This is a genomic window from Hydrogenophaga sp. GW823-FHT04C09 (assembly GCF_058796355.1).
Genome location: NZ_JBXAIO010000001.1, coordinates 682,104 through 704,691, shown reverse-complemented (window position 1 = coordinate 704,691; position 22,588 = coordinate 682,104). Strand labels below are relative to the sequence as shown.

At 68.0% G+C, this 22,588-nt stretch carries 19 protein-coding genes, 1 tRNA gene and 1 riboswitch; of the genes, 16 read left to right on the top strand and 4 right to left on the bottom strand.

Features of this window, described 5'->3' with window-relative positions; all coding sequences use genetic code 11:
- Positions 1-26 precede the first annotated feature (26 nt).
- Positions 27-3,974: a two-partner secretion domain-containing protein gene (locus AC1Q9M_RS03220; RefSeq protein ID WP_492432380.1), complete on the bottom strand. Its 3,948-nt coding sequence runs from the start codon at positions 3,972-3,974 to the stop codon at positions 27-29.
- Positions 3,975-4,257: 283 nt separating this feature from the next.
- Between AC1Q9M_RS03220 and pcaC the strand changes: the two genes are divergently transcribed.
- Together pcaC and AC1Q9M_RS03210 are read left to right on the top strand one after the other, a co-directional pair.
- Positions 4,258-4,644, top strand: coding sequence for a 4-carboxymuconolactone decarboxylase (pcaC, locus tag AC1Q9M_RS03215; protein ID WP_492432378.1), 387 nt, complete (start codon positions 4,258-4,260; stop codon positions 4,642-4,644).
- 57 nt (positions 4,645-4,701) lie between these two features.
- The gene (locus tag AC1Q9M_RS03210; protein WP_382158945.1) at positions 4,702-5,673 is read left to right on the top strand and encodes a Bug family tripartite tricarboxylate transporter substrate binding protein; all 972 of its coding nucleotides are present in this window, start codon (positions 4,702-4,704) and stop codon (positions 5,671-5,673) included.
- Positions 5,674-5,691: 18 nt separating this feature from the next.
- On the opposite strand, the gene AC1Q9M_RS03205 is transcribed toward AC1Q9M_RS03210, so the two are convergent.
- On the bottom strand, positions 5,692-6,246 hold the full coding sequence (locus AC1Q9M_RS03205; RefSeq protein ID WP_444686261.1) for a LuxR C-terminal-related transcriptional regulator: 555 nt from the start codon (positions 6,244-6,246) through the stop codon (positions 5,692-5,694).
- A gap of 99 nt (positions 6,247-6,345) precedes the next feature.
- Here AC1Q9M_RS03205 and AC1Q9M_RS03200 point away from each other — a divergent pair, with 99 nt between their 5' ends.
- The 12 genes from AC1Q9M_RS03200 to AC1Q9M_RS03145 all read left to right on the top strand — a co-directional run bounded on the left by AC1Q9M_RS03200 (position 6,346) and on the right by AC1Q9M_RS03145 (position 15,986).
- The gene (locus AC1Q9M_RS03200; RefSeq protein ID WP_382324046.1) at positions 6,346-7,053 is read left to right on the top strand and encodes a CoA transferase subunit A; all 708 of its coding nucleotides are present in this window, start codon (positions 6,346-6,348) and stop codon (positions 7,051-7,053) included.
- 2 nt (positions 7,054-7,055) lie between these two features.
- Positions 7,056-7,691 (top strand): 3-oxoacid CoA-transferase subunit B, encoded by a 636-nt coding sequence (locus AC1Q9M_RS03195; protein ID WP_382158940.1) that lies wholly within the window; start codon positions 7,056-7,058, stop codon positions 7,689-7,691.
- A gap of 26 nt (positions 7,692-7,717) precedes the next feature.
- Positions 7,718-7,891: riboswitch (yybP-ykoY riboswitch) on the top strand.
- A gap of 6 nt (positions 7,892-7,897) precedes the next feature.
- Positions 7,898-8,476: a TMEM165/GDT1 family protein gene (locus AC1Q9M_RS03190; RefSeq protein ID WP_382158938.1), complete on the top strand. Its 579-nt coding sequence runs from the start codon at positions 7,898-7,900 to the stop codon at positions 8,474-8,476.
- 35 nt (positions 8,477-8,511) lie between these two features.
- Positions 8,512-8,585: transfer RNA gene (locus AC1Q9M_RS03185), tRNA-Gly, on the top strand.
- A gap of 67 nt (positions 8,586-8,652) precedes the next feature.
- The gene (locus tag AC1Q9M_RS03180; RefSeq protein WP_444686263.1) at positions 8,653-9,420 is read left to right on the top strand and encodes a FadR/GntR family transcriptional regulator; all 768 of its coding nucleotides are present in this window, start codon (positions 8,653-8,655) and stop codon (positions 9,418-9,420) included.
- Positions 9,421-9,639: 219 nt separating this feature from the next.
- Positions 9,640-10,647: an amidohydrolase family protein gene (locus AC1Q9M_RS03175; RefSeq protein WP_291121599.1), complete on the top strand. Its 1,008-nt coding sequence runs from the start codon at positions 9,640-9,642 to the stop codon at positions 10,645-10,647.
- Positions 10,648-10,670: 23 nt separating this feature from the next.
- Positions 10,671-11,687 carry a DODA-type extradiol aromatic ring-opening family dioxygenase gene (locus AC1Q9M_RS03170; RefSeq protein WP_492432374.1) on the top strand — a complete coding sequence of 339 codons (1,017 nt, stop codon included), beginning with the start codon at positions 10,671-10,673 and terminating at the stop codon, positions 11,685-11,687.
- Between the two features lie 18 nt (positions 11,688-11,705).
- Entirely contained in the window at positions 11,706-12,956 is a 1,251-nt protein-coding gene (locus AC1Q9M_RS03165) for a Rieske 2Fe-2S domain-containing protein (protein WP_382326958.1), read from the top strand.
- A complete protein-coding gene (locus AC1Q9M_RS03160; protein WP_444686266.1) occupies positions 12,953-13,633 on the top strand; it encodes an RraA family protein in 681 nt (226 codons plus the stop codon). Before AC1Q9M_RS03165 ends, AC1Q9M_RS03160 begins: the two co-directional genes overlap by 4 nt.
- On the top strand, positions 13,630-14,286 hold the full coding sequence (locus AC1Q9M_RS03155; protein WP_382158927.1) for an RraA family protein: 657 nt from the start codon (positions 13,630-13,632) through the stop codon (positions 14,284-14,286). The genes AC1Q9M_RS03160 and AC1Q9M_RS03155 overlap by 4 nt, the downstream gene beginning before the upstream one ends.
- Positions 14,286-14,945, top strand: coding sequence for a 4-carboxy-4-hydroxy-2-oxoadipate aldolase/oxaloacetate decarboxylase (locus AC1Q9M_RS03150; protein ID WP_382324059.1), 660 nt, complete (start codon positions 14,286-14,288; stop codon positions 14,943-14,945). Before AC1Q9M_RS03155 ends, AC1Q9M_RS03150 begins: the two co-directional genes overlap by 1 nt.
- Before the next feature lie 51 nt (positions 14,946-14,996).
- A complete protein-coding gene (locus AC1Q9M_RS03145; protein ID WP_382326950.1) occupies positions 14,997-15,986 on the top strand; it encodes a Bug family tripartite tricarboxylate transporter substrate binding protein in 990 nt (329 codons plus the stop codon).
- 26 nt (positions 15,987-16,012) lie between these two features.
- On the opposite strand, the gene AC1Q9M_RS03140 is transcribed toward AC1Q9M_RS03145, so the two are convergent.
- A complete protein-coding gene (locus AC1Q9M_RS03140) occupies positions 16,013-17,620 on the bottom strand; it encodes a gamma-glutamyltransferase family protein (protein ID WP_492432370.1) in 1,608 nt (535 codons plus the stop codon).
- A gap of 25 nt (positions 17,621-17,645) precedes the next feature.
- A complete protein-coding gene (locus AC1Q9M_RS03135) occupies positions 17,646-19,136 on the bottom strand; it encodes an NAD-dependent succinate-semialdehyde dehydrogenase (protein WP_492432368.1) in 1,491 nt (496 codons plus the stop codon).
- 267 nt (positions 19,137-19,403) lie between these two features.
- On the opposite strand from AC1Q9M_RS03135, the gene alaS reads away from it, so the two are divergent.
- Entirely contained in the window at positions 19,404-22,025 is a 2,622-nt protein-coding gene (gene alaS, locus AC1Q9M_RS03130) for an alanine--tRNA ligase (RefSeq protein WP_492432366.1), read from the top strand.
- Entirely contained in the window at positions 22,022-22,549 is a 528-nt protein-coding gene (locus AC1Q9M_RS03125) for a TlpA family protein disulfide reductase (protein ID WP_492432364.1), read from the top strand. Before alaS ends, AC1Q9M_RS03125 begins: the two co-directional genes overlap by 4 nt.
- The last annotated feature ends 39 nt before the right edge of the window (positions 22,550-22,588 follow it).

Sequence of the window (22,588 nt, the reverse complement as noted above, 5' to 3'; positions counted from 1 at the left end):
AAAAAGGAGCCGCGGTGGTGTGCGCGTCAGTGGCCGCCGTTGGGCAGGCGCAGGCCGCTGCCCCTGACGAGGACCTGGGCCGAGGCGCCGCAACCGCTGCCGGTCCAGCCGCTGGCGGCGCAGTCTTCCGGTGCGGCATCCGTTGCGCTGGCGCTCTGGGTACCGGCACCCGTGGTGGAGTCACCCTCGGCCGCCAGTTGCACCAGTTGCAGGCCGCCGGTCGCATCGGGCGCGGATGCCGGCTCGCTGACCTGTGGCACATGCACTTGCGCCGGCACGGCCGTGAGGCTGGGGCGCTGGATGCTGTCGGTCACCGAAGCCGGGTTGAAGGGCAGGGTCACCTCGACCTCGGCGTTCTCCGTGCTGTTGACCACGGCGTAGCCCAGCTCGTTGAGCAGCGAAATCCGGATGGCGTGCTTGCCCGGGCCGGCCGCGTCGGTGGTGTAGCGCGGATCGCCGAGCATGGCCTTGGTGTCGCCGTTGAGCAGGCCTTGCACGTCGTAGCCCTCGGCGCCACCGCCATCGAAGCCATTGACACCGGAGTTGTCCGCTTCGAGCTTGGTCGAACCGTTGGTGCTCACGGTGAGCACGGGTTGTTCGCGGTAGACCGCGTGCACGCCGCTGTCGCCCAGGGCCTTGGTGAAGTTGCTGGTGCTTTCGTCGCTGTTGTAGCGGAAGCGGCCCGAGCCACTGCCCACGGCGCCGGTCACGCCGGTGCTGCCGGCCACGCTGCCGGTGTAGATCACCGCGCGGCCGCCCGCGCCGGTGCCCACGGTCGCGCCCGCGCCCACCGTCACGTTGCCGCCCGTGGCCTGGCCGGCCGACTGGCTGGCGCCGGCGTTGAGCACGATGGCGTTGCTGGCGGTGCTGCTGGTCTGAACGCTCTTGCCGAGCGCGATGTCGCCGCTGACGGTGCTCACGTTCACCAGACCCGTGTTGTGGATGCCGTTGAGGGTGCTGCCGTCGGCCAGCGTGGCGCTGCCGATGGCGAGCGCGCCGCTGTTGACGAAGTGCACGTCCTGCGTGTCGGTGACCAGCGTGCCCACGGTGTTGCCCGCGTTGCCCAGCGTGAACTGGCCGCCGTTGCCGACGAGGGCGAGCGTGCTGGCTTCGAGGGTGGCGTTGCCGGCCTGGGTCACGGTGCCGCCTTCGGTCTGCAGCGTCACCATGTCGGTGGAGCCCAGCACGGCGTCGAGCCGGATGTTCCCGGTGCCTGCGTTGAGGGCGACGCTGTCCTGCAGGCGGGTGTCGGTCACGACCACGATGTTGCCCTGCATGGCCGCGCCGCCGATGTTGATGGAGGAGAAGCCGTCGGCCAGCGAGGCCAGCGTGGCGGAAGAGACGTTCAGCACGCCGTCGCCCGGTGTGCCCGCGCCGCCGCCGACGTGGATGTCGTGGCCAGGGTTGAGGGCCTCGAAACCGATCTGGCCGGTGCCGGAGACGGTGCCGCCGAAGTTCACCTCGTCGGCCTTGAGCGTGAGCTTGTTGTCGGCCGCGTTCATGCCCTGGAGGAAGCTCAGCGAGCTGCCTTCGAGCGTCTTGCCATTGAACAGGGACGTGGTGGAAATGTTGTCCAGCGTCAGCGTCGCGCCCAGCGCCCGGCCGCCGCTGGCATCCCAGCTGCCCGAGACGAAGACGAAGGCGTAGGTGCCGGCGGTCTCCACGGTCGTGCTGGCCGTCTGCCAGCCGGTGGAGGACCAGGCGTTGGCGCCGGTGGCGTTGAGAATCACCTGCGTCTCGCCGGTCTTCACGTTGAGCAGGTAGCCGAACACGTCGTAGGCGTCCGAGCTGCCGGCCGCGTTCCACTGGAAGCTGACCACGTCGCCCTTGGCCAGGGCGATGGTGCTGTCGCTGGTGACGTAGCCGCCGCGCACGATGCAGTAGCCGGTGGCGCACTGCTGGATGCTGCTGAGTTGCAGGCCCTGGGTGCCGTTGGCACCGTTGTTGGAGACGCCGGAGGTGAAGGTGCCAGAGGAGCTGACGTTTTCGCCGCTGGAGGTGGCGGGGCCGCTCGGGTCGTTCGGCGTGAGGTAGCCGCGCACGGTGGAGCCACCGTTCATGTAGACGCGCTGGTCGTGGATGCTCCAGCCGGTGGTGCCGTTCTCGAAGCCGGCGTTCAGGAACTCGGCCGCGCCCAGCACCACGGGCGAGTCATACACCTGCTCGCCGAAGGTGCGCACGATGCCGCCGTTGATGTGCGTGGCGCCGGTGGGGGCGGTGGTGACGTACAACGAAGCAAGCGGGTTGGTGCCTCCCACCTGGTCACCGAAGACGATGCTGCCCGTACCGGTGTTGGTCAGCGTGAGGCGGCTGGCGTTGCCCGCGCCCGCTGTGGCCGAGTCCACGTACTTGGCGAAGTAGATCTCGCCGCCCTGGCTGGCGATGGTGATGTGGCCGTCGAGCTTGACGTCGCCATTGAAGATGAAGCTCAGGTCCGAGGTGGAGCCGATGTTGCCCTGCAGCACCAGCTGGTCCGCGCTGAGGATCAGCGAGCGGCCGCTGCCGCCGGTGTTGGTGTAGTCGCTGGTCCAGGTGATGGTGTCGTCGGCCTGGATGCTGACGTTGGTGCCGCCCGCGAGCGCGGTCTCGATGTCGTCGAGGCCCACGTTGGTGCCGCCGATCGCGCCTGCGCCGGCGGCGATGGTGACGTTGGTGGGGTCGATCAGCCACAGGCCGCCGTTGCCCTTGGGGGCGGCGGCATCGGCCGCGCGGTTCACCGAGAGCGTGGCGCCGCTGGTTTCGATGCGGCCACCGTTGCCGCCTTGCGCGCCGCCGCGCGCCTTGAGCACGCCCGCGACCTCGGTGCGGCCGCCGGCCGCGTGGATGTCGGACCAGGCGACCACGGTGCCACCGTGGCCGTTCTGCGTGGCGGAGGCGTCGAGCAGGGCGCCCGAAGCCACCACGGTGTGGTGTGCCTGCTTGATGCGGTTGTCCTTGCCTTGCCAACTGCCGCCGACATAGATCTGGCCGCCGCCGGTGGCGCCGGTGGCGTCGATCACCGCGCCGTCGGCGATGGTGACCGTGTCGCCGGTGACGATGGCCTTGCCGGCCTGGCCTTGCGGCGCGGAGACGTCGATGCGGCCCGAGACATGCACGCCGCCCTGTTCGGCGACCAGGCTCACCACGCCGTCGGCGCCGACGCCGAGCGAGCGCGCCTCGATCAGGCCGCTGCTGTTGATCACGGTGGCGGTGAGGCTGTCGATGGCGCGCGCGGTCATGAGCACGGTGCCGCCGTTGGCGTGGATGGCGCCGCCGTTGTCGATCAGCGCGCCCAGCGCGCCGCCGTCGACCTCGACCTGCACCGGGCCGCCCAGGTCGAGCCGCACGGTGCTGCCTGCGGCGAGCACCACGCTGCCGCGTTCGGCCAAGAGTTGGCCGTCGTTCACGATGCGCGCCGCGACCAGCGCGACGTGGCCACCCGAGGCGGCCGAGATCTGGCCCTGGTTCACGATGGCGGCGGCGCTGTCGCCGCTGAAGTGGTAGCGGCCCGCGAGGAAGTCTTCGGTGCTGATGTTCAGCGTGGAGGCCACCAGAGAGCCCACGTTCACCTGCGCGGTGGGCGAGAAGAGCACGCCGTTGGGGTTGACCAGGAACACCTGGCCATTGGCGTTCAGCGCGCCCTGGATCACCGACACGTCGGGTCCGAGCACACGGTTGAGCGCGACCGAGGCCGCGCCGGGTTGCACGAAGTTGACGCTGTGGCCCTGGCCGATGGAGAAGCTGTTCCAGTCGATGGCGAGCTTGTCGCTGGCCTGCTGGATGGTGAGCACGTTGCCGGCCTGCTGCAGGCTGCCCTGGCCGGCGGTGACGGTGCCGCCGGTGGGCAGGCCGCCGGCCACGGCGGCCAGGGGCGCGAGCAGCAGGGCGCCGGCCACGCGGGAGGCGCCGCGCTTGCCGCGCGCGCTGGCGACCTCGCTCACAACGGTCCATGCGTTGATGGCGTGGTTCCAGATGGTGGTGTAGATGCGGTTCATGGCGTTGTCTGGTTTTCTTCTTCAGTCGCCCTCGGTTCGAAGACCGTGAGAGGGCCGGTGCGGCCCGGACACATTGCATGCCGGGGGATGCCGATGGATATGGATTGCGGTCTGTCGAGCAGGCCGCGCGGATGATGGAGCTGTTGCTATAGAAATTGCTCTCGGGGCAGTATCGACCGGGCCTTGATGTTCTTGAGGCCCGAATAACGGGGGATTGGGGTGCTTGTTCGGTTCGCTGCGCTATCGTTCACACGAACCCTGTTTTTCTTGCCATGGAGCACCTATGCCATCTCATCCCGATTCCGAATTCGAGCGCGGCCTGGCCACGCGCAGGCAGGTCATGGGCGATGCCTTCGTGGACAAGGCCTTCGGCGACATGACGGCCTTCACCGAACCGATGCAGCAGCACATCACCCGCAAGGCCTGGGGGGACGTGTGGCAGCGCGAGGGGCTCGATCTGAAGACCCGCAGCCTCATCACCGTGGCCATGCTCACGGCGCTGGGCAAGCAGCACGAGCTCAAGGGCCACGTGCGCGGCGCGCTGAACAACGGCGCTACGCCCGCCGAGTTGCAGGAGGTGCTGCTGCACGCCGCCGTGTACTGCGGCGTGCCGGCGGCGGTGGAGGCGTTTCGCACGGCGGCCAGCGTGGTGGACGGCGAGAAGGCCTGAGTGCCGATGCGGCGCTACGATCGGGGGTTTCTTCACCATCCCCTACGGAGTTCCGTCATGACCGCTTACCGTCTCTCGCTGGTCCGCCGCGCCCTGTTGGCCGCCGGCCTGGTCTGCTCCCTCGGCCTGGCCCAGGCGCAGTCCACCACCCGCATCCTGGTGGGCTTCCCGCCCGGCGGCGGCACCGACGCCATCGCCCGCATCCTGGGCGAGCGCCTGCAGCAGGACCTGGGCAGCCCGGTGGTGGTGGACAACAAGCCCGGCGCGGGCGGGCAGCTGGCCGCTCAGGCGCTGAAAGCCGCGCCGGCCGACGGCCACACCCTGTTCCTCAGCCACGACCACAGCATCACCATCCTGCCCATGGTGACCAGGAACCCGGGTTACGACTCGGCCAAGGACTTCGTGCCGGTGGCGGGCTTCGCGACCTTCGTCAACGCCTTCGCCGTCTCCAACGGCACGCCCGCGCAATCGTTCAAGGCCTATGTGGATGGCGTGAAAGCGGCGGGTGGCAAGGGCTCGGTGGGCATTCCCGCGCCGGCCTCGGTGCCACAGTTCCTGGTGCAGGTGATCGCCAAGCAGAACGGCCTGGACCTCGTGGCCGCGCCCTACCGGGGCAGCGCGCCCATGATGTCGGACATGCTGGGCAACCAGATCCCCGCCGGCGTGGCCTCCATTCCCGACTTCATCGAAAACCACAAGGCCGGCAAGCTGCGCGTGGTGGCGGTGATGGGTTCGCAGCGCCAGGCCGCCATGCCCGAGGTGCCCACCTTCTCCGAACTCGGCCTCAAGGGTTTCGAGGACGTGCCGTACTACGGTCTGTTCGCGCCGGCCGGCACACCCAAGGCCGCGCTGGACCGCATTGCCCAGGCGGTGCAGAAGGCGATCGCCCAGCCCGACGTGCGCGAGAAGCTCACCGCCATGGGCCTCACCGTGGGTTTCATGACCGGCGAACAGCTGGGCGCGCGCGAGCAGGCCTATGGCAAGGTGTGGGCGAAGATCATCCAGGACAGCGGCTTCCAGCCACAGTGATCTGGCGCCGGATCGGGCTTAGCCCGCCAGCAGGCGCTGCATCAGGTCCGGCGTGCTGTGGGCCTGGTACTTGCGCATGAGCCGCGCGCGGTAGACCTCCACCGTGCGGTGGCTGATGTCCAGCGCCTTGCCGATCTGCTTGCTGGTCAGGCCATCCATGAGAAAGGCCGCCACCTCGCGCTCGCGCGGTGTCAGCTCGGCCTTCACGGTGCGCGTGGAGCTGAGGTCTTCGAAGCTCCAGATGCCGGCGGCGTGCGGCGCGTCGCGGTTCAGCGCGCGGCCGGTCACGTGGCACCAGAAGGTCTCGCCCTGCGACTGCCCGCCCACGCGCTTCATGATGCGGTTGTCCGAGTAGGTGCCGCTGCGGCCCAGCAGGGGCGCCATGCGCTCGCCGATGCGCTCGTACTCGTCGGCGCTCGGGTAGAGGATCTGGAAGCTCTGGCCCACGAGCTGCTCGCGCGTGGCGCCGAACATCTCGCACAGCACCTGGTTGCAGTCGACCATGATGCGCTGCCGGGACAGGGCCAGGCCCACGGGGGCGAGGTCGAAGGCGAGGCGGTAGTCGATCTCCATGGGGTGTCGCTCAGGTGCGGGTTTGGCTTTACGAAATACTACGTATGTGGTTACGTAGTATCGTAGCGGCTTCCACGGCCCAACCCAGGAGACACCGACGTGAACAAGATTTTCCCGAACGCGGACGCCGCGCTCAAAGGCATCGTGGCCGATGGCCAGTTGCTTGCCGTCGGAGGCTTCGGCCTTTGCGGCATTCCCGAGGCCCTGATCGATGCGCTGCGCGACAGCGGCGCGAAGAACCTCACCGTGATCTCCAACAACGCGGGCGTGGACGGCTTCGGCCTGGGCAAGCTGCTGGAGACGCGCCAGATCAGCAAGATGATCTCGAGCTACGTCGGTGAGAACAAGGAGTTCGAGCGCCAGTACCTGGCCGGTGAACTGCAACTCGAATTCACGCCGCAGGGCACGCTGGCCGAGAAGCTGCGTGCCGGCGGCGCGGGCATCCCGGCCTTCTTCACCAAGACCGGTGTCGGCACCCTGGTGGCCGAGGGCAAGGAGCTGCGCGAGTTCGACGGCGAGACCTACGTGATGGAGCGTGCGCTGGTGCCCGACGTGGCCTTGGTGAAGGCGCACCGCGCCGACAAGTCCGGCAACCTGCAGTTCCGCCTGACCGCGCGCAACTTCAACCCCGCCGCGGCCATGGCCGGCAAGATCTGCGTGGTCGAGGTGGAGGAAATCGTCGAGACCGGCGCGATCGACCCGGACCAGATCCACCTGCCCGGCATCTACGTGCACCGCATCGTGCACAACGCCCACCCCGAGAAGCGCATCGAGAAGCGCACCATCACCGAGAAAGCTGGAGCCTGACCATGCCCTGGACCCAAGACCAAATGGCCGCGCGCGCGGCGCAAGAACTCGAAGACGGTTTCTACGTGAACCTCGGCATCGGCATCCCGACGCTGGTGGCCAACCACACCGGCACCAAGGAAGTCTGGCTGCAGAGCGAGAACGGCATGCTGGGCATCGGTCCGTTCCCGACCGAAGACCAGGTCGACGCCGACCTGATCAACGCCGGCAAACAGACCGTGACCACGCTCCCGGGCTCCAGCATCTTCGGCAGCCACGACAGCTTCGCGATGATCCGCGGGGGCAAGATCAACCTCTCCATCCTGGGCGCGATGCAGGTCAGCGAGAAGGGCGATCTGGCCAACTGGATGATCCCGGGCAAGATGGTCAAGGGCATGGGGGGCGCGATGGACCTCGTGGCCGGCGTCAAGCGCGTGATCGTGCTGATGGAGCACGTCGCGAAGAAGAAGGATGGCACCGAAGACCTGAAGATCATTCCGTCCTGCACCCTGCCGCTGACCGGCGTGGGCGTGGTCGATCGCATCATCACCGACCTGGGCGTGATGGACGTGACGCCGCAAGGCCTCAAGCTGGTGGAAATGGCCCCGGGCGTCACGCGCGAGTTCATCCAGTCCAAGACCGGCGTCACGCTGGTCTGATACCCCTGGCGGGTATACTCCCGCCTGCACCCGTCATTGGGGAGTAGCCGCTCTGCGCCCTGCAGAGGTCCGCGTCAACACACTTGGCCCCCACGGCCATGGCGCAGACAGCTTCCAGCCTGGCAAGACCTTTGACCACACTGCCTCCGGATGGGCCGGGGATGCCGTGTGGTCTTCTGTCTTTTGCCGGCCCTCGGAGCATTCTCTTGGAAGCATTCCTGATCTCGACGGGCATCGTCGCCCTCGCCGAAATGGGCGACAAGACCCAGTTGTTGTCCCTCGTCCTCGCCGCCCGCTTCAAGCGCCCCTGGCCCATCGTCTGGGGCATCCTGGTGGCCACCCTGCTCAACCACGCCCTCGCGGGCGCTGCCGGCGCCTGGATCATGGCCGCCGTGGGCCCGAACGTGATGCGCTGGGTGCTGGGGGTCTCCTTCATCGCCATGGCGGGGTGGATGCTGATTCCCGACAAACTGGACGACGAAGACGCCGTGCCCAAGCGGCAGATGGGCGTGTTCGTCGCGACGCTGTGGGCCTTCTTCCTGGCCGAGATGGGCGACAAGACACAGATCGCCACCGTGGCGCTGGGCGCGCAGTACGAACCCCTGATCGCGGTGGTGATCGGCACCACCTTCGGCATGATGCTGGCCAACGCGCCGGTGGTGTTCTTCGGCGAGGCGATCACGCGGCGCGTGCCGATCAAGATCGTGCACATCATCGCCGCGCTGATCTTCGCGGTGCTGGGCGTGCTGGCCCTGATGGGCGTGGGCGCGTCGATGACCGGCTGACCGGTCCGGCCGGGGCGCTAGAATGGCGGCCTGCTGCGGGTGTAGTTCAATGGTAGAACGGCAGCTTCCCAAGCTTCATACGAGGGTTCGATTCCCTTCACCCGCTCCACCTCTGGACTCCCCCTTCACCGGCACCATCGCTGCGCGTGCGGCGCCTGTGGCAGCGCGGTTTCATCATGAACGAGCCATCAGCCCACACCGCCCCCCAATGGGAGCCCGCCGCGCGAGCCGAAAGCCTCTCGTGGTCGATCGTGCGGCAGATCCGCGATGCGCTCTTCTCGGGAAAGCTCAAGGCCGGCGAGTTCATCGGCAGCGAAATCACCCTGGCTCAGCAGTTCGGTGTGAGCCGGATCGCGGCGCGCGATGCGCTGCGTTCGCTGATCGCCATGGGCGTGGTGGAAGTCCGCATGGGTTCCCGGGGTGGTGCCTGGGTGGCCATGGGCAACTCCGATCGCCTGGTCGACTCGCTGGCCGTTCAGCTCCATCTCATCGGATTGACCGCGGCGGAGATGCTCGAAGCGCAGAGCATCACGAGCATCGCCTCGGCCGAGCTGGCCGCGGGCCGCGTGACCCCGGAGGATGCCGCGCGGATGGAAGAGGCGGCGCAGGCCACCGAGGCGGCCGCGGGTGACCCGCACGCGTTCACGGAAGCTTCCATGCGGTTCCGCGAGGCCATCGTCAACGCCTCCAAGAACCGCGTCCTCATCGCCCAGTACCGGGCCTTCGGATCGGTGCTCGGTCCCTTGCTCGAGGCCAACACGACCGCGGCGGCCACTCGCCGGATCATCCAGTCCAACGCCCGCCTGCTCCAGGCCATCGTCAATGGGGATGCGGTGGCCGCGGGTGAGCTGATGCGCGAGCGCGAGTCCGGCATCCGGATGCGCATCCTGGGCTCGGATCCGACCGCCACGGCCGAGCCGGCGGCTCAAGCCCCGGCCCCCTAGCGCCGGGCGCTTTTTCTTCTTTTTTTGCCAGAACGGGCGCCTTGGGCGCCCGTTCTCTTTGGTGCGCCTGCGCCGGCACCATCGTGAAAACCCTAATGTATATTACAGATATACAGATTACAGTTCGACCCAAGCCGAGAGACGCCCATGGGGTGTCCGGCGCCAGAGGTCGAGGTGCCGCGTTGGTCCCGATCGCCCGCAATGCCCACGGAAAAAGACATGCTCATTGATGCACACGCGCACGTGACTGCGCCCGATTCGCTGTATGTGTGGAAGGCCGGATTGCTGTCGCACCGCGGCAACCACGGACGCGGATCGCCGAAGGTGAGTGACGACGAGATGCTGGCCGTCCTCCACACGCCGACCTTCGGCACCAAGTCCCACCTGGAACAGTTGAAAGAGCTCGGCACGGACATGCAGCTGATCTCGCCCCGGCCCTACCAGAGCATGCACAGCGAAAGGCCGGCCAAGCTGGTTCACTGGTACACGGAAGAGGTGAACAGCATGATCGGGCAGCAGGCCCGGTTGGTGCCGGGCACCTTCCGGGGGGTATGTGGCCTGCCGCAGGCCTGGGGCGAGCCGATCCAGAACTGCCTGCCGGAGCTGGACCGTTGCGTCAAGGAGCTCGGCATGGTGGCGGCGATGGTGAACACCGATCCCAGCGAGGGGCTGGACACCCAGGCGGTGCCGAATCTCGGCAGCGAATACTGGTACCCGCTGTGGGAGCGCCTGGTCGAACTCGACGTGCCCGCCTACCTGCACTCCGCGGGCTTTCGTTCGGAGCGCAACAGCTACTCGGTCCACTTCATCAACGAAGAGACGATAGCCGTCATGGCGCTGTGCAACTCGCGCGTGTTCAAGGATTTCCCGCGACTGCGCATCGTCGTGTCGCATGGCGGTGGCGCGATGCCGTATCAGGTCGGGCGCTTCCATGCGCCATCGCTGCGCCCGGGTCGGGCACCCGAGCCCTTCCTCGATGCGCTGCGCCGCCTCTACTTCGACACCGTGCTCTATTCGGAAGAGGCCTTGCGCCTGCTGATCAAGACCGTCGGCCCCGAGCGCTGCATCTTCGGCGCCGAGCGCCCTGGCGTCGGCACGGTGAAAGACCCCGCGACCGGGCGCTGGATGGACGACATCCAGCCGCTCATCGAGGGTTTCGACTGGCTCTCCGAAGACGCGAAGCAGGCGATCTTCAGTGGCAACGCGAAGCAGGTCTTCAAGCTGTAGATCCTCTGCGGGAGACACCAGACATGGCAAACATCGTTGGGGGCATTGCGGTCTCCCATGGCCCCCTGTTGTGCACGCCTCCTTCGATCTGGCACCTGCGAGCGGGAGCCGATCAGAAGAATGTGAACCACTGGTATCAGGGCCGGCGCCATCACTACGATGAGCTGCTCGCCGCCAGAGCGCCGGGATTCGGCATGGCCGTGCAGGCAGCGCATCAGGCGCGCGCCTACGCGCAATGCCAGTCGTCACTGGACCAGCTGGCGGACAAGTTCAAGGCGATGAGGGCGGACTGGGTGATCGTCGTGGGCAACGACCAGCGGGAGGTCTTCCATGACGACATGTCACCCGCGTTGCTGGTGTACACCGGCGAGTCGATTCCCAACATTCCCCTGACCCCGGCGCAGCTGGCCAAGCTGCCGCCCGGCATCGCCGAAGCGGAGGTGGGGCACTGTCCACCGGAGGGGGCGGTGTACCCCGGTCATGCGGCCCAGGCGACGCGCATCGTGGAGAGCCTGAGCGACGCGGGTTTCGATGTGGCGACCTCCGCCCGCCTGCCGTCGACCGCCGATGGACAGCACGGCATTCCCCACGCGTTCGGTTTCGTGTACCGGCGCATCCTGAACGATGCGCCGCCGCCGAGCGTGCCCGTCTTTGTCAACGTGGGTGTCGCCCCCAACCAGGTCAGAACGGGGAGGGCGCTCGGCTTCGGCGCGGCATTGGCCCGGGCGGTGCGCGATCTGCCCGATGCGTCGCGTGTGGTGTTCATCGCCTCGGGGGGGCTGAGCCACTTCGTGGTCGACGAATCGCTGGATCAGAAAGTCCTCCAGGCCCTGAGCCCATTCGATGCGGCATCGCTCCAGTCGATTCCGGAGAGCTGGTTCAACGGGAACAGCGGCGAGATCAAGAGCTGGATGGCCGTGGCCGCGGCCATGAACGAAGCGGGGCTGCGCATCGACATGCGGGACTACACGCCGTGCTACCGGACGCCGGCCGGCACCGGCAGCGGCATGGGTTTCGTGGCGTGGTCCTTGTCAGTGTGAAAGAAGGAAACAGAAGCAATGAATGAAGAACAGAACCGCAGGCTGACGCAGGTCGGCCGCGGAACGCCCATGGGCGAGGTGCTGCGAAGGCACTGGATGCCGATCGCGGGTGCCTCGGAACTCGATGAGAACCCCATCAAGCCGCTGCGGCTGATGGGCGAGGACCTCGTCCTCTACCGCGACCTGAGCGGCAACCATGGCCTGGTCGAGCGGGCCTGTGCCCACCGCCGCGCCGACCTGTCCTACGGTTTCGTCGAGGCCGACGGCATCCGCTGCAGCTACCACGGCTGGGCCTTCAATGCCTCGGGCAAGTGCGTGAGCCGCCCGTACGAGGACACCGTCAACCCCGACATCACGAAACGCGGGCGGATTTGCATCCAGGGCTATCCGGTGAAGGAGAAGGCCGGGCTTCTGTGGGCCTACCTGGGGCCCGCTCCCGCACCGGAGCTGCCCGACTGGGAGCCTTTCAGCTTCGAGAACGGTTTCGTCCAGATCGTGGTATCCGACGTGCCCTGCAACTGGTTGCAGTGCCAGGAGAACTCCATCGACCCCGTGCACTTCGAATGGATGCACAACAACTGGAGCACCCGCCTGAGCGGGCAGACCGGCCCCTACTCGGCGGAACACAAGGAAGTCGCTTTCGAAGAGTTCGACCACGGGCTGGTCTACAAGCGCATCCGCGGCGAGGCCACGAAGGCCGATGCGATGTGGACCGTCGGCCGGGTGTGCCTGTGGCCCAACGCGTTCTTCCTCGGGGACCACTTCGAGTATCGGGTGCCGATCGACGACGAGAACACGCTCAGCATCTCGTGGATCTTCACGCGCCTGCCGCAGGAGGTCGAGTCGTATTCACAGCCCTCGGTGCCGACCTGGCGCAGCCCGGTCAAGGACGACGCCACCGGGCGCTGGGTGACGAGTCACGTGATCAACCAGGACATGGTGGCCTGGGTGGGCCAGGGGGTCATCGCCGACCGGACGAAGGAGACCCTCGGGCTCAGCGACCGCGGCATCGTGATGCTGCGTCGGCGGTTCGAGCAGGACATCGCGGCGGTTGAACGGGGCGAGGATCCGAAAGGCGTCATCCGTGATCCGGCGAAAAACGTCCGGGTTCAGCTGCCCATCGCGGAACGCGAGTTTCTGCTGCGGGGCCTTCCGAGGCAAGTGCTTCTGGCGCACCCCATCTGGCGGCAGCACTACGAAGGGTTCCGCTTTGCCTATGGCCAGCCCGAGTCGGTCCGCCAGGCTTTCCGGGAGGCGGCAGGCCTATGAACACGCTGAGCACCATCCAGAAGGCATGCGTGGCGCGCCTGCGGCGCATCGACGTCTGCGCGCTGTCCGACGCCCTCGACAAGCTGGGGCGCGCGGGCGCCGTCACCGGCATCCCGCAGCGCAGTGGTCAGGGGCGCATCGCCGGGGTCGCTGTCACGATGAAGGTCGGTCCAGGCCAGCCACCCCCGGGTGAGCCACGGCATCTGGGTTGCACCGCCATCGAACTCTCGGGGCCGGACCAGGTGATCGTGGTCGAGCAGCGTTCCGGCGTCGAGGCCGGCTGCTGGGGCGGGCTGCTCACGCTGGGCGCCAAGGTGCGCGGCGTCGAGGGCGTCATTGCCGATGGCCCACTTCGGGACGTGGACGAGGCCATCGCCTACGGTTTCCCCATCTTCAGCCGCAGCCTGACCTGCCTGACGGCCCGGTCGCGCGTCGTCGAGCTGGGCACTCAGCTGCCGGTGGCGCTGGGGAATGTCTCGGTCCAGCCGGGTGACTACGTGGTGGCCGATCGCAGTGGTGTGGTCGTCATTGCGGCGGCAAGCATCGAGGAGGTGCTCGACACCGCCGAAGCCATCGCGCGGCGCGAGGGCGGCATGGCCAAGGCCCTCCAGGGGGGAACCCCGATCAGCCAGGTGATGAATGGCCACTACGAACAGATGCTGGAGAACAAGCGATGAACGACGATCCCCATGTGCAACGCGCGGCCCGGCTGGACACGGCCGCCCTCAGTGACGCTCTCGACAAGCTGGGCATCGTTGGCCAGTGCCATCGCGTCAAGCCGCGAGACCCTTCCTTTCGCATGGCCGGCCGGGCGTGGACCCTGCTGTACGGCCCTGCGGGCAGCCCACCTGGCACCGTCGGAGACTACATCGACGATGTGCCTCCTGGCAGCGTGATCGTGCTGGACAACGGCGGCCGCGACAACGCCACCGTGTGGGGCGACATCCTGACCGAGATTGCGCATCGGCGGGGCATCGCCGGGACCGTGATCGACGGCATCTGCCGCGATGTCGCGCTCTGTCTGGAACTGAACTACCCGGTCTTCTCCAAGGACCACTGGATGCGCACCGGCAAGGACCGTGTGCAGGTCGAGGCCACGGGCGTTCCCGTCAATGTCGGCGATGCCCGTGTGAGCCCGGGTGACATCGTGAAAGGCGACGCGGATGGCGTCGTGATCATTCCGAAGGAGCACGAGGCACGGGTCCTGGACACCGCCGAAGCCATCGACTCGGCCGAGGCGCGCGTGCGCGCGGCGGTGCGGGGTGGCATGCGCCTGGACGAGGCGCGCAAGGCCCATGGGTACCACCAGTTGCAGACGAGGGCATCGTGATGCAGCGGCACGACCCTTCCACCACGACGCGGGACGCGGTCCGGCTGCCGGCGCCCGTCCTCGCGCGAGCGCAGGCCGCATCGTCGGCCACGCTGCACGAGGCCGCGCGAAAGATCGGTGCCCTGCCTTCCCAGATCCAGGCGCTCGCGCCCGGGTTTCGCTGCGCGGGATCGGCCCTCACCGTGCATTCCCCGCCGGGGGACAACCTCTGGCTGCATCGCGCGCTCGAGCGGGTCCAGCCCGGCGATGTGATGGTGGTGTTCGCGGGCGGTGCCCACGAGCATGGTTATTGGGGCGAGATCATGGCGACGATGGCCAAGGCCCGAGGCCTGGCCGGCCTGGTGATCGACGGCTGCGTGCGCGATGGCCATCTGCTGCGGGAGATCGGCGTGCCCACGTTCAGCCGCGGTCTCTGCATCCGGGGGACGGGCAAGGATTTCGGCGCCGTCGGCTGGATCAATCACCCGGTTCTGATCGGCGACGTGGTCGTGAACGCTGGCGATCTGATCGTCGGTGACGGCGATGGGGTCGTCTCCATTCCTCATTACATGGCCGGGGCGGTCCTGGACGCGGGGGCGCAACGCGATGCCGAAGAAGCCGAGTTCGTCCAGCGGCTCCAACGAGGAGAGAGCACCTTGTCGATTTACGGATGGCGTTAGGCGCCCGCGCAAGCCCAGGCAGATGGACGGTAAAACCAGGAGACAAACCCCATGAACATCCCTCGACTCGACCGACGCACCGCGGTCATCGGCCTGCTGGCCGCCGCCACCACCCCATGGGCGATGGCCCAGGCCGAGACAGCGGGCAACTATCCCGCCAAGACCCTCAAGATGGTCGTGCCCTACAGCCCGGGGTCCGTGACGGACACCCTGGCCCGCATGGTGTCGGAGCGGCTGTCGCAACGCCTGGGGCAGCCGGTCATCGTCGAGAACCGCCCCGGTGCGAGCGGACAGATCGGCACCGCGGCGGTCGCCGCCGCCGCGCCGGACGGCTACACCATGATGCTGGCGCCACCCACGCACATCATCAACTCGGTGCTGCGCAAGATGCCTTACGACCCGATCAAGAACTTCGATCCGGTCATCCAGATCGCCCGCTCGAACCTGGTGCTGGTGGTGAACGCCGCGACACCGGCGAACAACCTGAAGGAGTTGGTGAGCTATCTGAAGGCGCAGGGCGACAACGCCACCTACGCTTCGGCGGGGCAGGCCTCGACCCTGCACCTCTACACCGCCCAGCTGCAACAGGTGCTGGGCACCAGCATGCGGCACGTCCCGAGCAAGGGCGTGCCCGGCGCCATCATGGACGTGGTTCAGAACAGCGTCACGGTGGTGCTCGCCCCGATGGAGAACGCCGTTCGCCTGATCAAGAGCGGCCACCTCAAGGCGATGGCGCAAACCGGCAAATCGCGCTTCGCCGAGATTCCCGATGTGCCGACGTTTGCCGAGGCCGGCCTCTCCAGCGTTCACAGCGAACTCTGGTACGGCCTCTTTCTGCCTGCGGGCACACCCAAGCCCATCCTGGCGAAGCTGAACAGGGAAGTCGCCGCGGTGCTCGCCATGCCGGAGGTGAAGACGCAGCTCCTCACGGCCGGCACGGAGCCGGTGGGGGGGTCACCCGAGCAACTGGCGGCGCTGTGCCGCAGCGAACTCGCGATGTGGACCGACGTGGTCAAGCGCAACGGCATCAAGGCCGACTGACGCGTGGCGCCTCCGCAGGACGAAGCTCAGAACCCCACCGCCTGCCCGTCGCGCCGCGCATCGCTCGCGGCCACGTAGCCGTCGGCCATGTCGTCGCTCAGGCGCGCGATGAACTGGCCGCTGCCGAAGTCGAGGTAGGTGTCGGCGGTCGGCTCGAAGCGGTGGCCCAGCGCCTTGAGGCCGTCGCGCAGCGCGGGCGCCATGGTGGATTCGAAATCCACGTCCAGGCCTTTGCCCCATTTCCAGCGCGGTGCGTCGCACGCGGCCTGGGGCTGCTGGCCGTGCACCAGCATGCGCACCAGCGTCTGCACATGGCCTTGCGGCTGCATGTTGGCGCCCATCACGCCAAAGCTCATCACACCCTGGCCCTGCCGCGTGAGGAAGCCCGGGATGATGGTGTGGAAGGGCCGCTTGCCCGGTGCGACCTGGTTGGGGTGGCCATCCTGCATCGTGAAGCCGTGGCCCCGGTTCTGCAGGCTGATGCCCCAGCCGGGCACCACCACGCCGCTGCCGAAACCCAGGTAGTTGGACTGGATCAGGCTGACCATGCGGCCCTGCGCATCGGCGGCGGTGAGGTAGACCGTGCCACCGCGCGGCGGGTGGCCCGCGCCGGGGTGAATGGCGCGTTTCGGGTCGATGAGCCTGGCGCGGTCGCGCAGGTAGCCCGGGTCCAGCAGGTCGGCGGCGCGCACCTCGGTCATGAAGCGCTCGTCGGCGACCCAGCGGTAGGTGTCGGCGAAGGCGAGCTTGACGGCCTCGATCTGCAGGTGCTGGCCTTCGATGCTGTCCGGCCCGTAGCGCCCGATGTCCAGTTGTTCCAGCATGCCCAGCGCCATGAGCGCGGCGATGCCCTGGCCGTTGGGTGGCAGTTCGTGCACCGTGTGGCCGGCGAACGCCATCTCGATGGGCTTGGCCCACTGCACCTCGTGCGCGGCGAGGTCGCTGGCGCGCAGTTGCGCGCCGTGTTCGCGCGCGAAGGCGTCGATGGCGGCGGCGATCTCGCCCCGGTAGAAGGCCTCGCCGCGCGTCTCGGCGATGCGGCGCAGCGCGCGGCCGGCCTCGGCGAAGCCGAAGCGCTCACCGGGCAGCGGCGCACGGCCACGGGGCATGAAGGCCTGCGCGAAACCGGGTTTGTCCTGCAGCAGGGGCACGGCAAGGGCCCATTTGTGCGCGATGACGGGCGCCACCGCGAAGCCGCTTTCGGCCAGCTCGATGGCGGGCGCCATCAGGTCGGCGAAGGGCAGGGCGCCGAAGCGCTCGGACAAGGCGGCCCAGCCGGCCACCGCGCCGGGCACGGTCACGGCGTCGAAGCCGCGCAGCGGGATCTGGCCGTTGTGCTTGTTCTCGAAATAGGCCTTGCTCCAGCCCGCGGGCGCCACGCCCGAGGAGTTCATGCCGTGCAGTTGCTGACCGTCCCAGACGATCGCGAAGTTGTCGCTGCCCAGGCCGTTGGAGATGGGCTCCACCACGGTGAGGGCGGCGGCGGCCGCGATCGCGGCGTCCACCGCGTTGCCGCCCTTGAGCAGCATGCGCAGACCGGCCTGCGCGGCCAGGGGCTGCGAGGTGGCGACCACGTTGCGCGCCATGAGCGGGCTGCGGATGGTGGGGTAGGGGTGGCTCCAGTCGAACTGCATGGGGTGGGTGTCTCTCAGGTGGGAATCACTTGAGGATATCGCCGACGCAGAGGTACTTGATTTCCACGTAGTCGTCCATGCCGTGGTGCGAGCCCTCGCGGCCCAGGCCGGATTGCTTCACGCCGCCGAAGGGCACGTGTTCGGTGGCCAGGATGCCGACGTTGATGCCGACCATGCCGTACTCCAGCGCCTCGCTCACGCGGAAGATGCGGCCGACGTCGCGGCTGTAGAAGTAGCTCGCCAGGCCGAATTCGGTGGCGTTGGCCGCGTCGATGGCTTCCTGCTCGGTGTGGAACTTGAACACCGGCGCGAAGGGGCCGAAGGTTTCCTCCTTCGCGCACAGCATGTCGGCCGTCGCGTCGGCCACCACGGTGGGTTCGAAGAACTGGCCGCTGCCCAGGCTGGCGAGGCGCTGGCCACCGGCCACCACGCGCCCACCCTTGGCCACGGCATCGTCCACATGTCGCTGCACCTTCACGAGGGCTGCTTCCTCGATCAGCGGGCCCTGGCTCACGCCCTCCCCAAAGCCGTTGCCGACCTTGGCGGTCTTCACCTTGGCGGCGAACTTGGCCACGAAGGCGTCGTAGACGCCGGCCTGCACGTAGAAGCGGTTGGTGCAGACGCAGGTCTGGCCGGCGTTGCGGTACTTGCTGGCGAAGGCGCCTTCCACCGCGCTGTCGATGTCGGCGTCGTCGAACACGATGAAGGGCGCGTTGCCACCCAGTTCGAGCGACATCTTCTTGACCGTGGGCGCGCACTGCGCCATGAGGATGCGGCCGACCTCGGTGGAGCCGGTGAAGCTGATGTGGCGCACCACATCGCTCGCGCACAGCACCTTGCCCACGGCGATGGACTGTTCGGCGTCGGCGGTGAGGATGTTGAACACCCCGGCCGGGATGCCGGCGCGGATGGCCAGTTCGGCCGCGGCCAGCGCGGTCAGCGGCGTGAGCTCGGCCGGCTTGATGATCACGGGGCAGCCGGCGGCCAGCGCGGGCGCCACCTTGCGCGTGATCATGGCGAGCGGGAAGTTCCAGGGCGTGATGGCCGCGCACACGCCGATGGGCTGCTTAAGCACCATCAGGCGGCGGTTGTTGTCGAAGGTGGGCAGGGTTTCGCCGTTGATGCGCTTGGCTTCCTCGGCGAACCATTCCACGAAGCTCGCGCCATAGGCCACCTCGCCTTTGGCCTCGGCCAGGGGCTTGCCCTGTTCGGCGGTCATGAGGGTGCCCAGGTCGTCCTGGTTCGCCATCAGCAGGTCGTACCACTTGCGCAGGATGTGGCTGCGTTCCTTGGCGGTCTTGGCCTTCCAGGCCGGCCAGGCGGCGTTGGCGGCGGCGATCGCGGCTTCGGCATCTGCGGGGCCCAGGTTGGCCACGTCGGCCAGCTTGTGGCCGGTGGCCGGGTCGTGCACGTCGAAACGGCGGTTGCCGGCAACCCACTGGCCGTTGATCAGGGCGTCGGTCTTGAGCAGGCTCGGGTCCTTGAGCAGGGCCAGGGGGGAGGTCTTCATGTCCATGGGTGTTGTCTCCGTCGATGCGGTGCGCGGGAAGGGGTGATCGGAATTTATTTAACTTGTTAAATGAATCGCCGCCGATTGTGCCGCCGAAAGGCGTTCCAGCATAGCCCCCGGTCTTTTCCGGGGCGGTGCCGCCCGCGACGCGGCGGGCCGATCCACCCGATTTCGCCGCCCGCGCGCCGGGGTCGGCCCGCATGTTGGAAAATAGCGGGTTCCGCGCGCGCGAGCGCTGCCCCGCATTCAACGACGACCACCCACAAGGCCAACATGACCCGCCCCGCCTCCGTTGCCGACATCCGCAAGAGCTTCCTGGACTTTTTCGCTTCCAAGGGCCACACCGTGGTCGCGTCCAGCCCCCTGGTGCCCGGCAACGACCCGACGCTCATGTTCACCAACTCCGGCATGGTGCAGTTCAAGGACGTGTTCCTCGGCACCGACAAGCGCCCCTATGTGCGCGCGGCCTCGGTGCAGGCCTGCCTGCGCGCCGGCGGCAAGCACAACGACCTGGAGAACGTGGGCTACACCGCGCGCCACCACACCTTCTTCGAGATGCTGGGCAACTGGTCGTTCGGCGACTACTTCAAGCGCGAGAGCCTGAAATGGGCCTGGGAGCTGCTGACCGAGGTCTACCAGTTGCCCAAGGAGCGCCTGCTGGCCACGGTGTATGAAGAGGACGACGAGGCCTACGACATCTGGACGAAAGAGATCGGCCTGCCGCCCGAGCGCGTGATCCGCATCGGCGACAACAAGGGCGGCCGCTACAAGTCCGACAACTTCTGGATGATGGCCGACACCGGACCTTGCGGTCCGTGCAGCGAGATCTTCTACGACCACGGTGACCACATCGCCGGTGGCCCTCCGGGCAGTCCCGATGAAGACGGCGACCGCTTCATCGAGATCTGGAACAACGTGTTCATGCAGTTCAACATGGACGAGACCGGCGCCGTCACGCCGCTGCCCGCCCCCTGCGTGGACACCGGCATGGGCCTGGAGCGCCTGGCCGCGATCCTGCAGCACGTGCACAGCAACTACGAGATCGACATCTTCGACGCGCTCATCAAGGCCGCCGCGCGCGAGACGCACATCAGCGACCTGGACAACCCCTCGCTCAAGGTGATCGCCGACCACATCCGCGCCACCGCCTTCCTGGTGAGCGACGGCGTGATCCCCAGCAACGAAGGCCGGGGCTATGTGCAGCGCCGCATCGTGCGCCGCGCCATCCGCCACGGCTACAAGCTGGGCCAGAAGACGCCGTTCTTCCACAAGCTGGTGCCCGACCTGGTGAAGCTGATGGGCGCGGCCTATCCGAACCTGGCGCGCCAGGAGCAGCGCATCACCGAGGTGCTCAAGGCCGAGGAAGAGCGCTTCTACGAAACGCTGGCCAACGGCATGGAAATCCTCGACGCGGCGCTGGCCGGCGGCGAGAAGGTGCTGCCGGGCGACGTGGCCTTCAAGCTGCACGACACCTACGGCTTCCCGCTCGACCTGTCGGCCGACGTCTGCCGCGAGCGCGGCCTGTCGGTGGACGAGGCGGGTTTCCACGCCGCGATGGAAAAGCAGAAGGCCGCAGGTCGCGCGGCCGGCAAGTTCAAGATGGACAAGGCGCTGGACTACACCGGCGCGGGCAACCAGTTCGTGGGCTACGAACAGCTGGAAGCGCCCGGCAAGATCGTCGCGCTCTACTTCGAAGGCACGCCGGTCGCCGCGCTGAACGCCGGCCAGACCGGTGTGGTGGTGCTGGACAACACGCCGTTCTACGCCGAGAGCGGTGGCCAGGTCGGCGACGAGGGCGTCATCACCAGTGGCTCGGCGCGTTTCGCCGTGGGCGATACGCAGAAGATCAAGGCCGACGTGTTCGGCCACCACGGCAGCGTGGAGCAGGGCACGCTCAACGTGGGCGACCACGTGAACGCCCAGGTGAACACCGCGCTGCGCGCCGCCACCGTGCGCAACCACAGCGCCACCCACCTGATGCACAAGGCCTTGCGCGAGGTGCTGGGTGAGCACGTGCAGCAGAAGGGCTCGCTGGTGAACGCCGAGCGCACGCGCTTCGACTTCGCGCACAACGCGCCCGTCACGGACGCGCAGATCCGCCAGATCGAGGCCAAGGTGAACGCCGAGATCCTCGACAACCACGCCACGCAGGCGCGCCTGATGGACATCGAGTCGGCGCAGAAGACCGGCGCCATGATGCTGTTCGGCGAGAAGTACGGCGAGACCGTGCGCGTGCTCGACATCGGCAGCAGCCGCGAGCTCTGCGGCGGCACGCACGTGCAGCGCACCGGCGACATCGGCCTCTTCAAGGTGGTGGGCGAAAGCGGCGTGGCCGCGGGCGTGCGCCGCATCGAAGCCATCACCGGCACGAACGCGCTGGCCTACCTGCAGTCGCTGGAAGACACGGTGGCGCAGGCGGCGGGCGTGCTCAAGGCGCCCACGGTCGAGCTGAACGCGCGCATCGGCCAGACGCTGGAGCAGGTCAAGGCACTGGAGAAGGAAGTGGCCGCGCTCAAGGGCAAGCTGGCTTCGAGCCAGGGCGACGAGCTGGTGGCGCAGGCGGTGGACGTCAAGGGCATCAAGGTGCTGGCCGCCGTGCTCAACGGCGCCGACGCCAAGACCCTGCGCGACACGCTGGACAAGCTCAAGGACAAGCTCAAGTCCGCCGCCATCGTGCTGGCTGCCGTGGACGGCGCCAAGGTGCAACTGGCCGCCGGCGTCACCGCCGACAGCATGGGCAAGGTCAAGGCCGGCGAGCTGGTGAACTTCGTGGCCCAGCAGGTGGGCGGCAAAGGCGGCGGCAAGCCCGACATGGCCATGGCTGGCGGCACCGACGCGAGCGGCCTGCCCAAGGCACTGCAGTCGGTGCAGGGCTGGGTGGCCGAACGCGTGTGAGCACGCTGAGCCGCCGGCAGGTCCTGGCCAGCGGGCTGGCCGTGGCCCTGGGGCCGGTGGCGGTCGGCGCACAGCCGGCTTTCGAACTGAGCGACTGGCCGCGCGGCACGCCCACGCCGGCGCTGACGACCCTGGACCTGCAAGGCCGGGCCGTGAAGCTCGCCGATTTCAAAGGCCGCGCCGTGCTGCTCAACTTCTGGGCCAGCTGGTGCGAGCCCTGCCGCACCGAAATGCCCATGCTGCAGGACCTGCCCCCGCTGATTGGCGAGGACCGCCTGGCGGTGATCGCGCTCAACTTCAAGGAGCCGCCGCAGCGCGCCCTGCGTTTCGTGGAGCAGACCCAGCTGAGCCTGCCGGTGTGGCTGGACCCACTGGGCGAACACGCGCGCGCCTGGGGCGTGCGGGTGTTTCCGACCACGGTGCTGATCAATCGCCAGGGCCGCGCGCGCCAGCGCGTGCGGGGCGAGGTCGACTGGAGCGGCCGCGAGGCGCTGGGCTGGGTGGATCGTTTGCTCGTGCTCTGACCCCGTCCCATAATTCCTGTCCCCCCTTCCGGAGTGCCC

Coding starts and splice junctions, on each gene's coding strand:
- AC1Q9M_RS03220 (WP_492432380.1), bottom strand. CDS start 3,974: ATGAACCGCATCTACACCACCATCTGGAACCACGCCATCAACGCATGG.
- pcaC (WP_492432378.1), top strand. CDS start 4,258: ATGCCATCTCATCCCGATTCCGAATTCGAGCGCGGCCTGGCCACGCGC.
- AC1Q9M_RS03210 (WP_382158945.1), top strand. CDS start 4,702: ATGACCGCTTACCGTCTCTCGCTGGTCCGCCGCGCCCTGTTGGCCGCC.
- AC1Q9M_RS03205 (WP_444686261.1), bottom strand. CDS start 6,246: ATGGAGATCGACTACCGCCTCGCCTTCGACCTCGCCCCCGTGGGCCTG.
- AC1Q9M_RS03195 (WP_382158940.1), top strand. CDS start 7,056: ATGCCCTGGACCCAAGACCAAATGGCCGCGCGCGCGGCGCAAGAACTC.
- AC1Q9M_RS03180 (WP_444686263.1), top strand. CDS start 8,653: ATGAACGAGCCATCAGCCCACACCGCCCCCCAATGGGAGCCCGCCGCG.
- AC1Q9M_RS03175 (WP_291121599.1), top strand. CDS start 9,640: ATGCTCATTGATGCACACGCGCACGTGACTGCGCCCGATTCGCTGTAT.
- AC1Q9M_RS03170 (WP_492432374.1), top strand. CDS start 10,671: ATGGCAAACATCGTTGGGGGCATTGCGGTCTCCCATGGCCCCCTGTTG.
- AC1Q9M_RS03165 (WP_382326958.1), top strand. CDS start 11,706: ATGAATGAAGAACAGAACCGCAGGCTGACGCAGGTCGGCCGCGGAACG.
- AC1Q9M_RS03160 (WP_444686266.1), top strand. CDS start 12,953: ATGAACACGCTGAGCACCATCCAGAAGGCATGCGTGGCGCGCCTGCGG.
- AC1Q9M_RS03155 (WP_382158927.1), top strand. CDS start 13,630: ATGAACGACGATCCCCATGTGCAACGCGCGGCCCGGCTGGACACGGCC.
- AC1Q9M_RS03150 (WP_382324059.1), top strand. CDS start 14,286: ATGCAGCGGCACGACCCTTCCACCACGACGCGGGACGCGGTCCGGCTG.
- AC1Q9M_RS03145 (WP_382326950.1), top strand. CDS start 14,997: ATGAACATCCCTCGACTCGACCGACGCACCGCGGTCATCGGCCTGCTG.
- AC1Q9M_RS03140 (WP_492432370.1), bottom strand. CDS start 17,620: ATGCAGTTCGACTGGAGCCACCCCTACCCCACCATCCGCAGCCCGCTC.
- AC1Q9M_RS03135 (WP_492432368.1), bottom strand. CDS start 19,136: ATGGACATGAAGACCTCCCCCCTGGCCCTGCTCAAGGACCCGAGCCTG.
- alaS (WP_492432366.1), top strand. CDS start 19,404: ATGACCCGCCCCGCCTCCGTTGCCGACATCCGCAAGAGCTTCCTGGAC.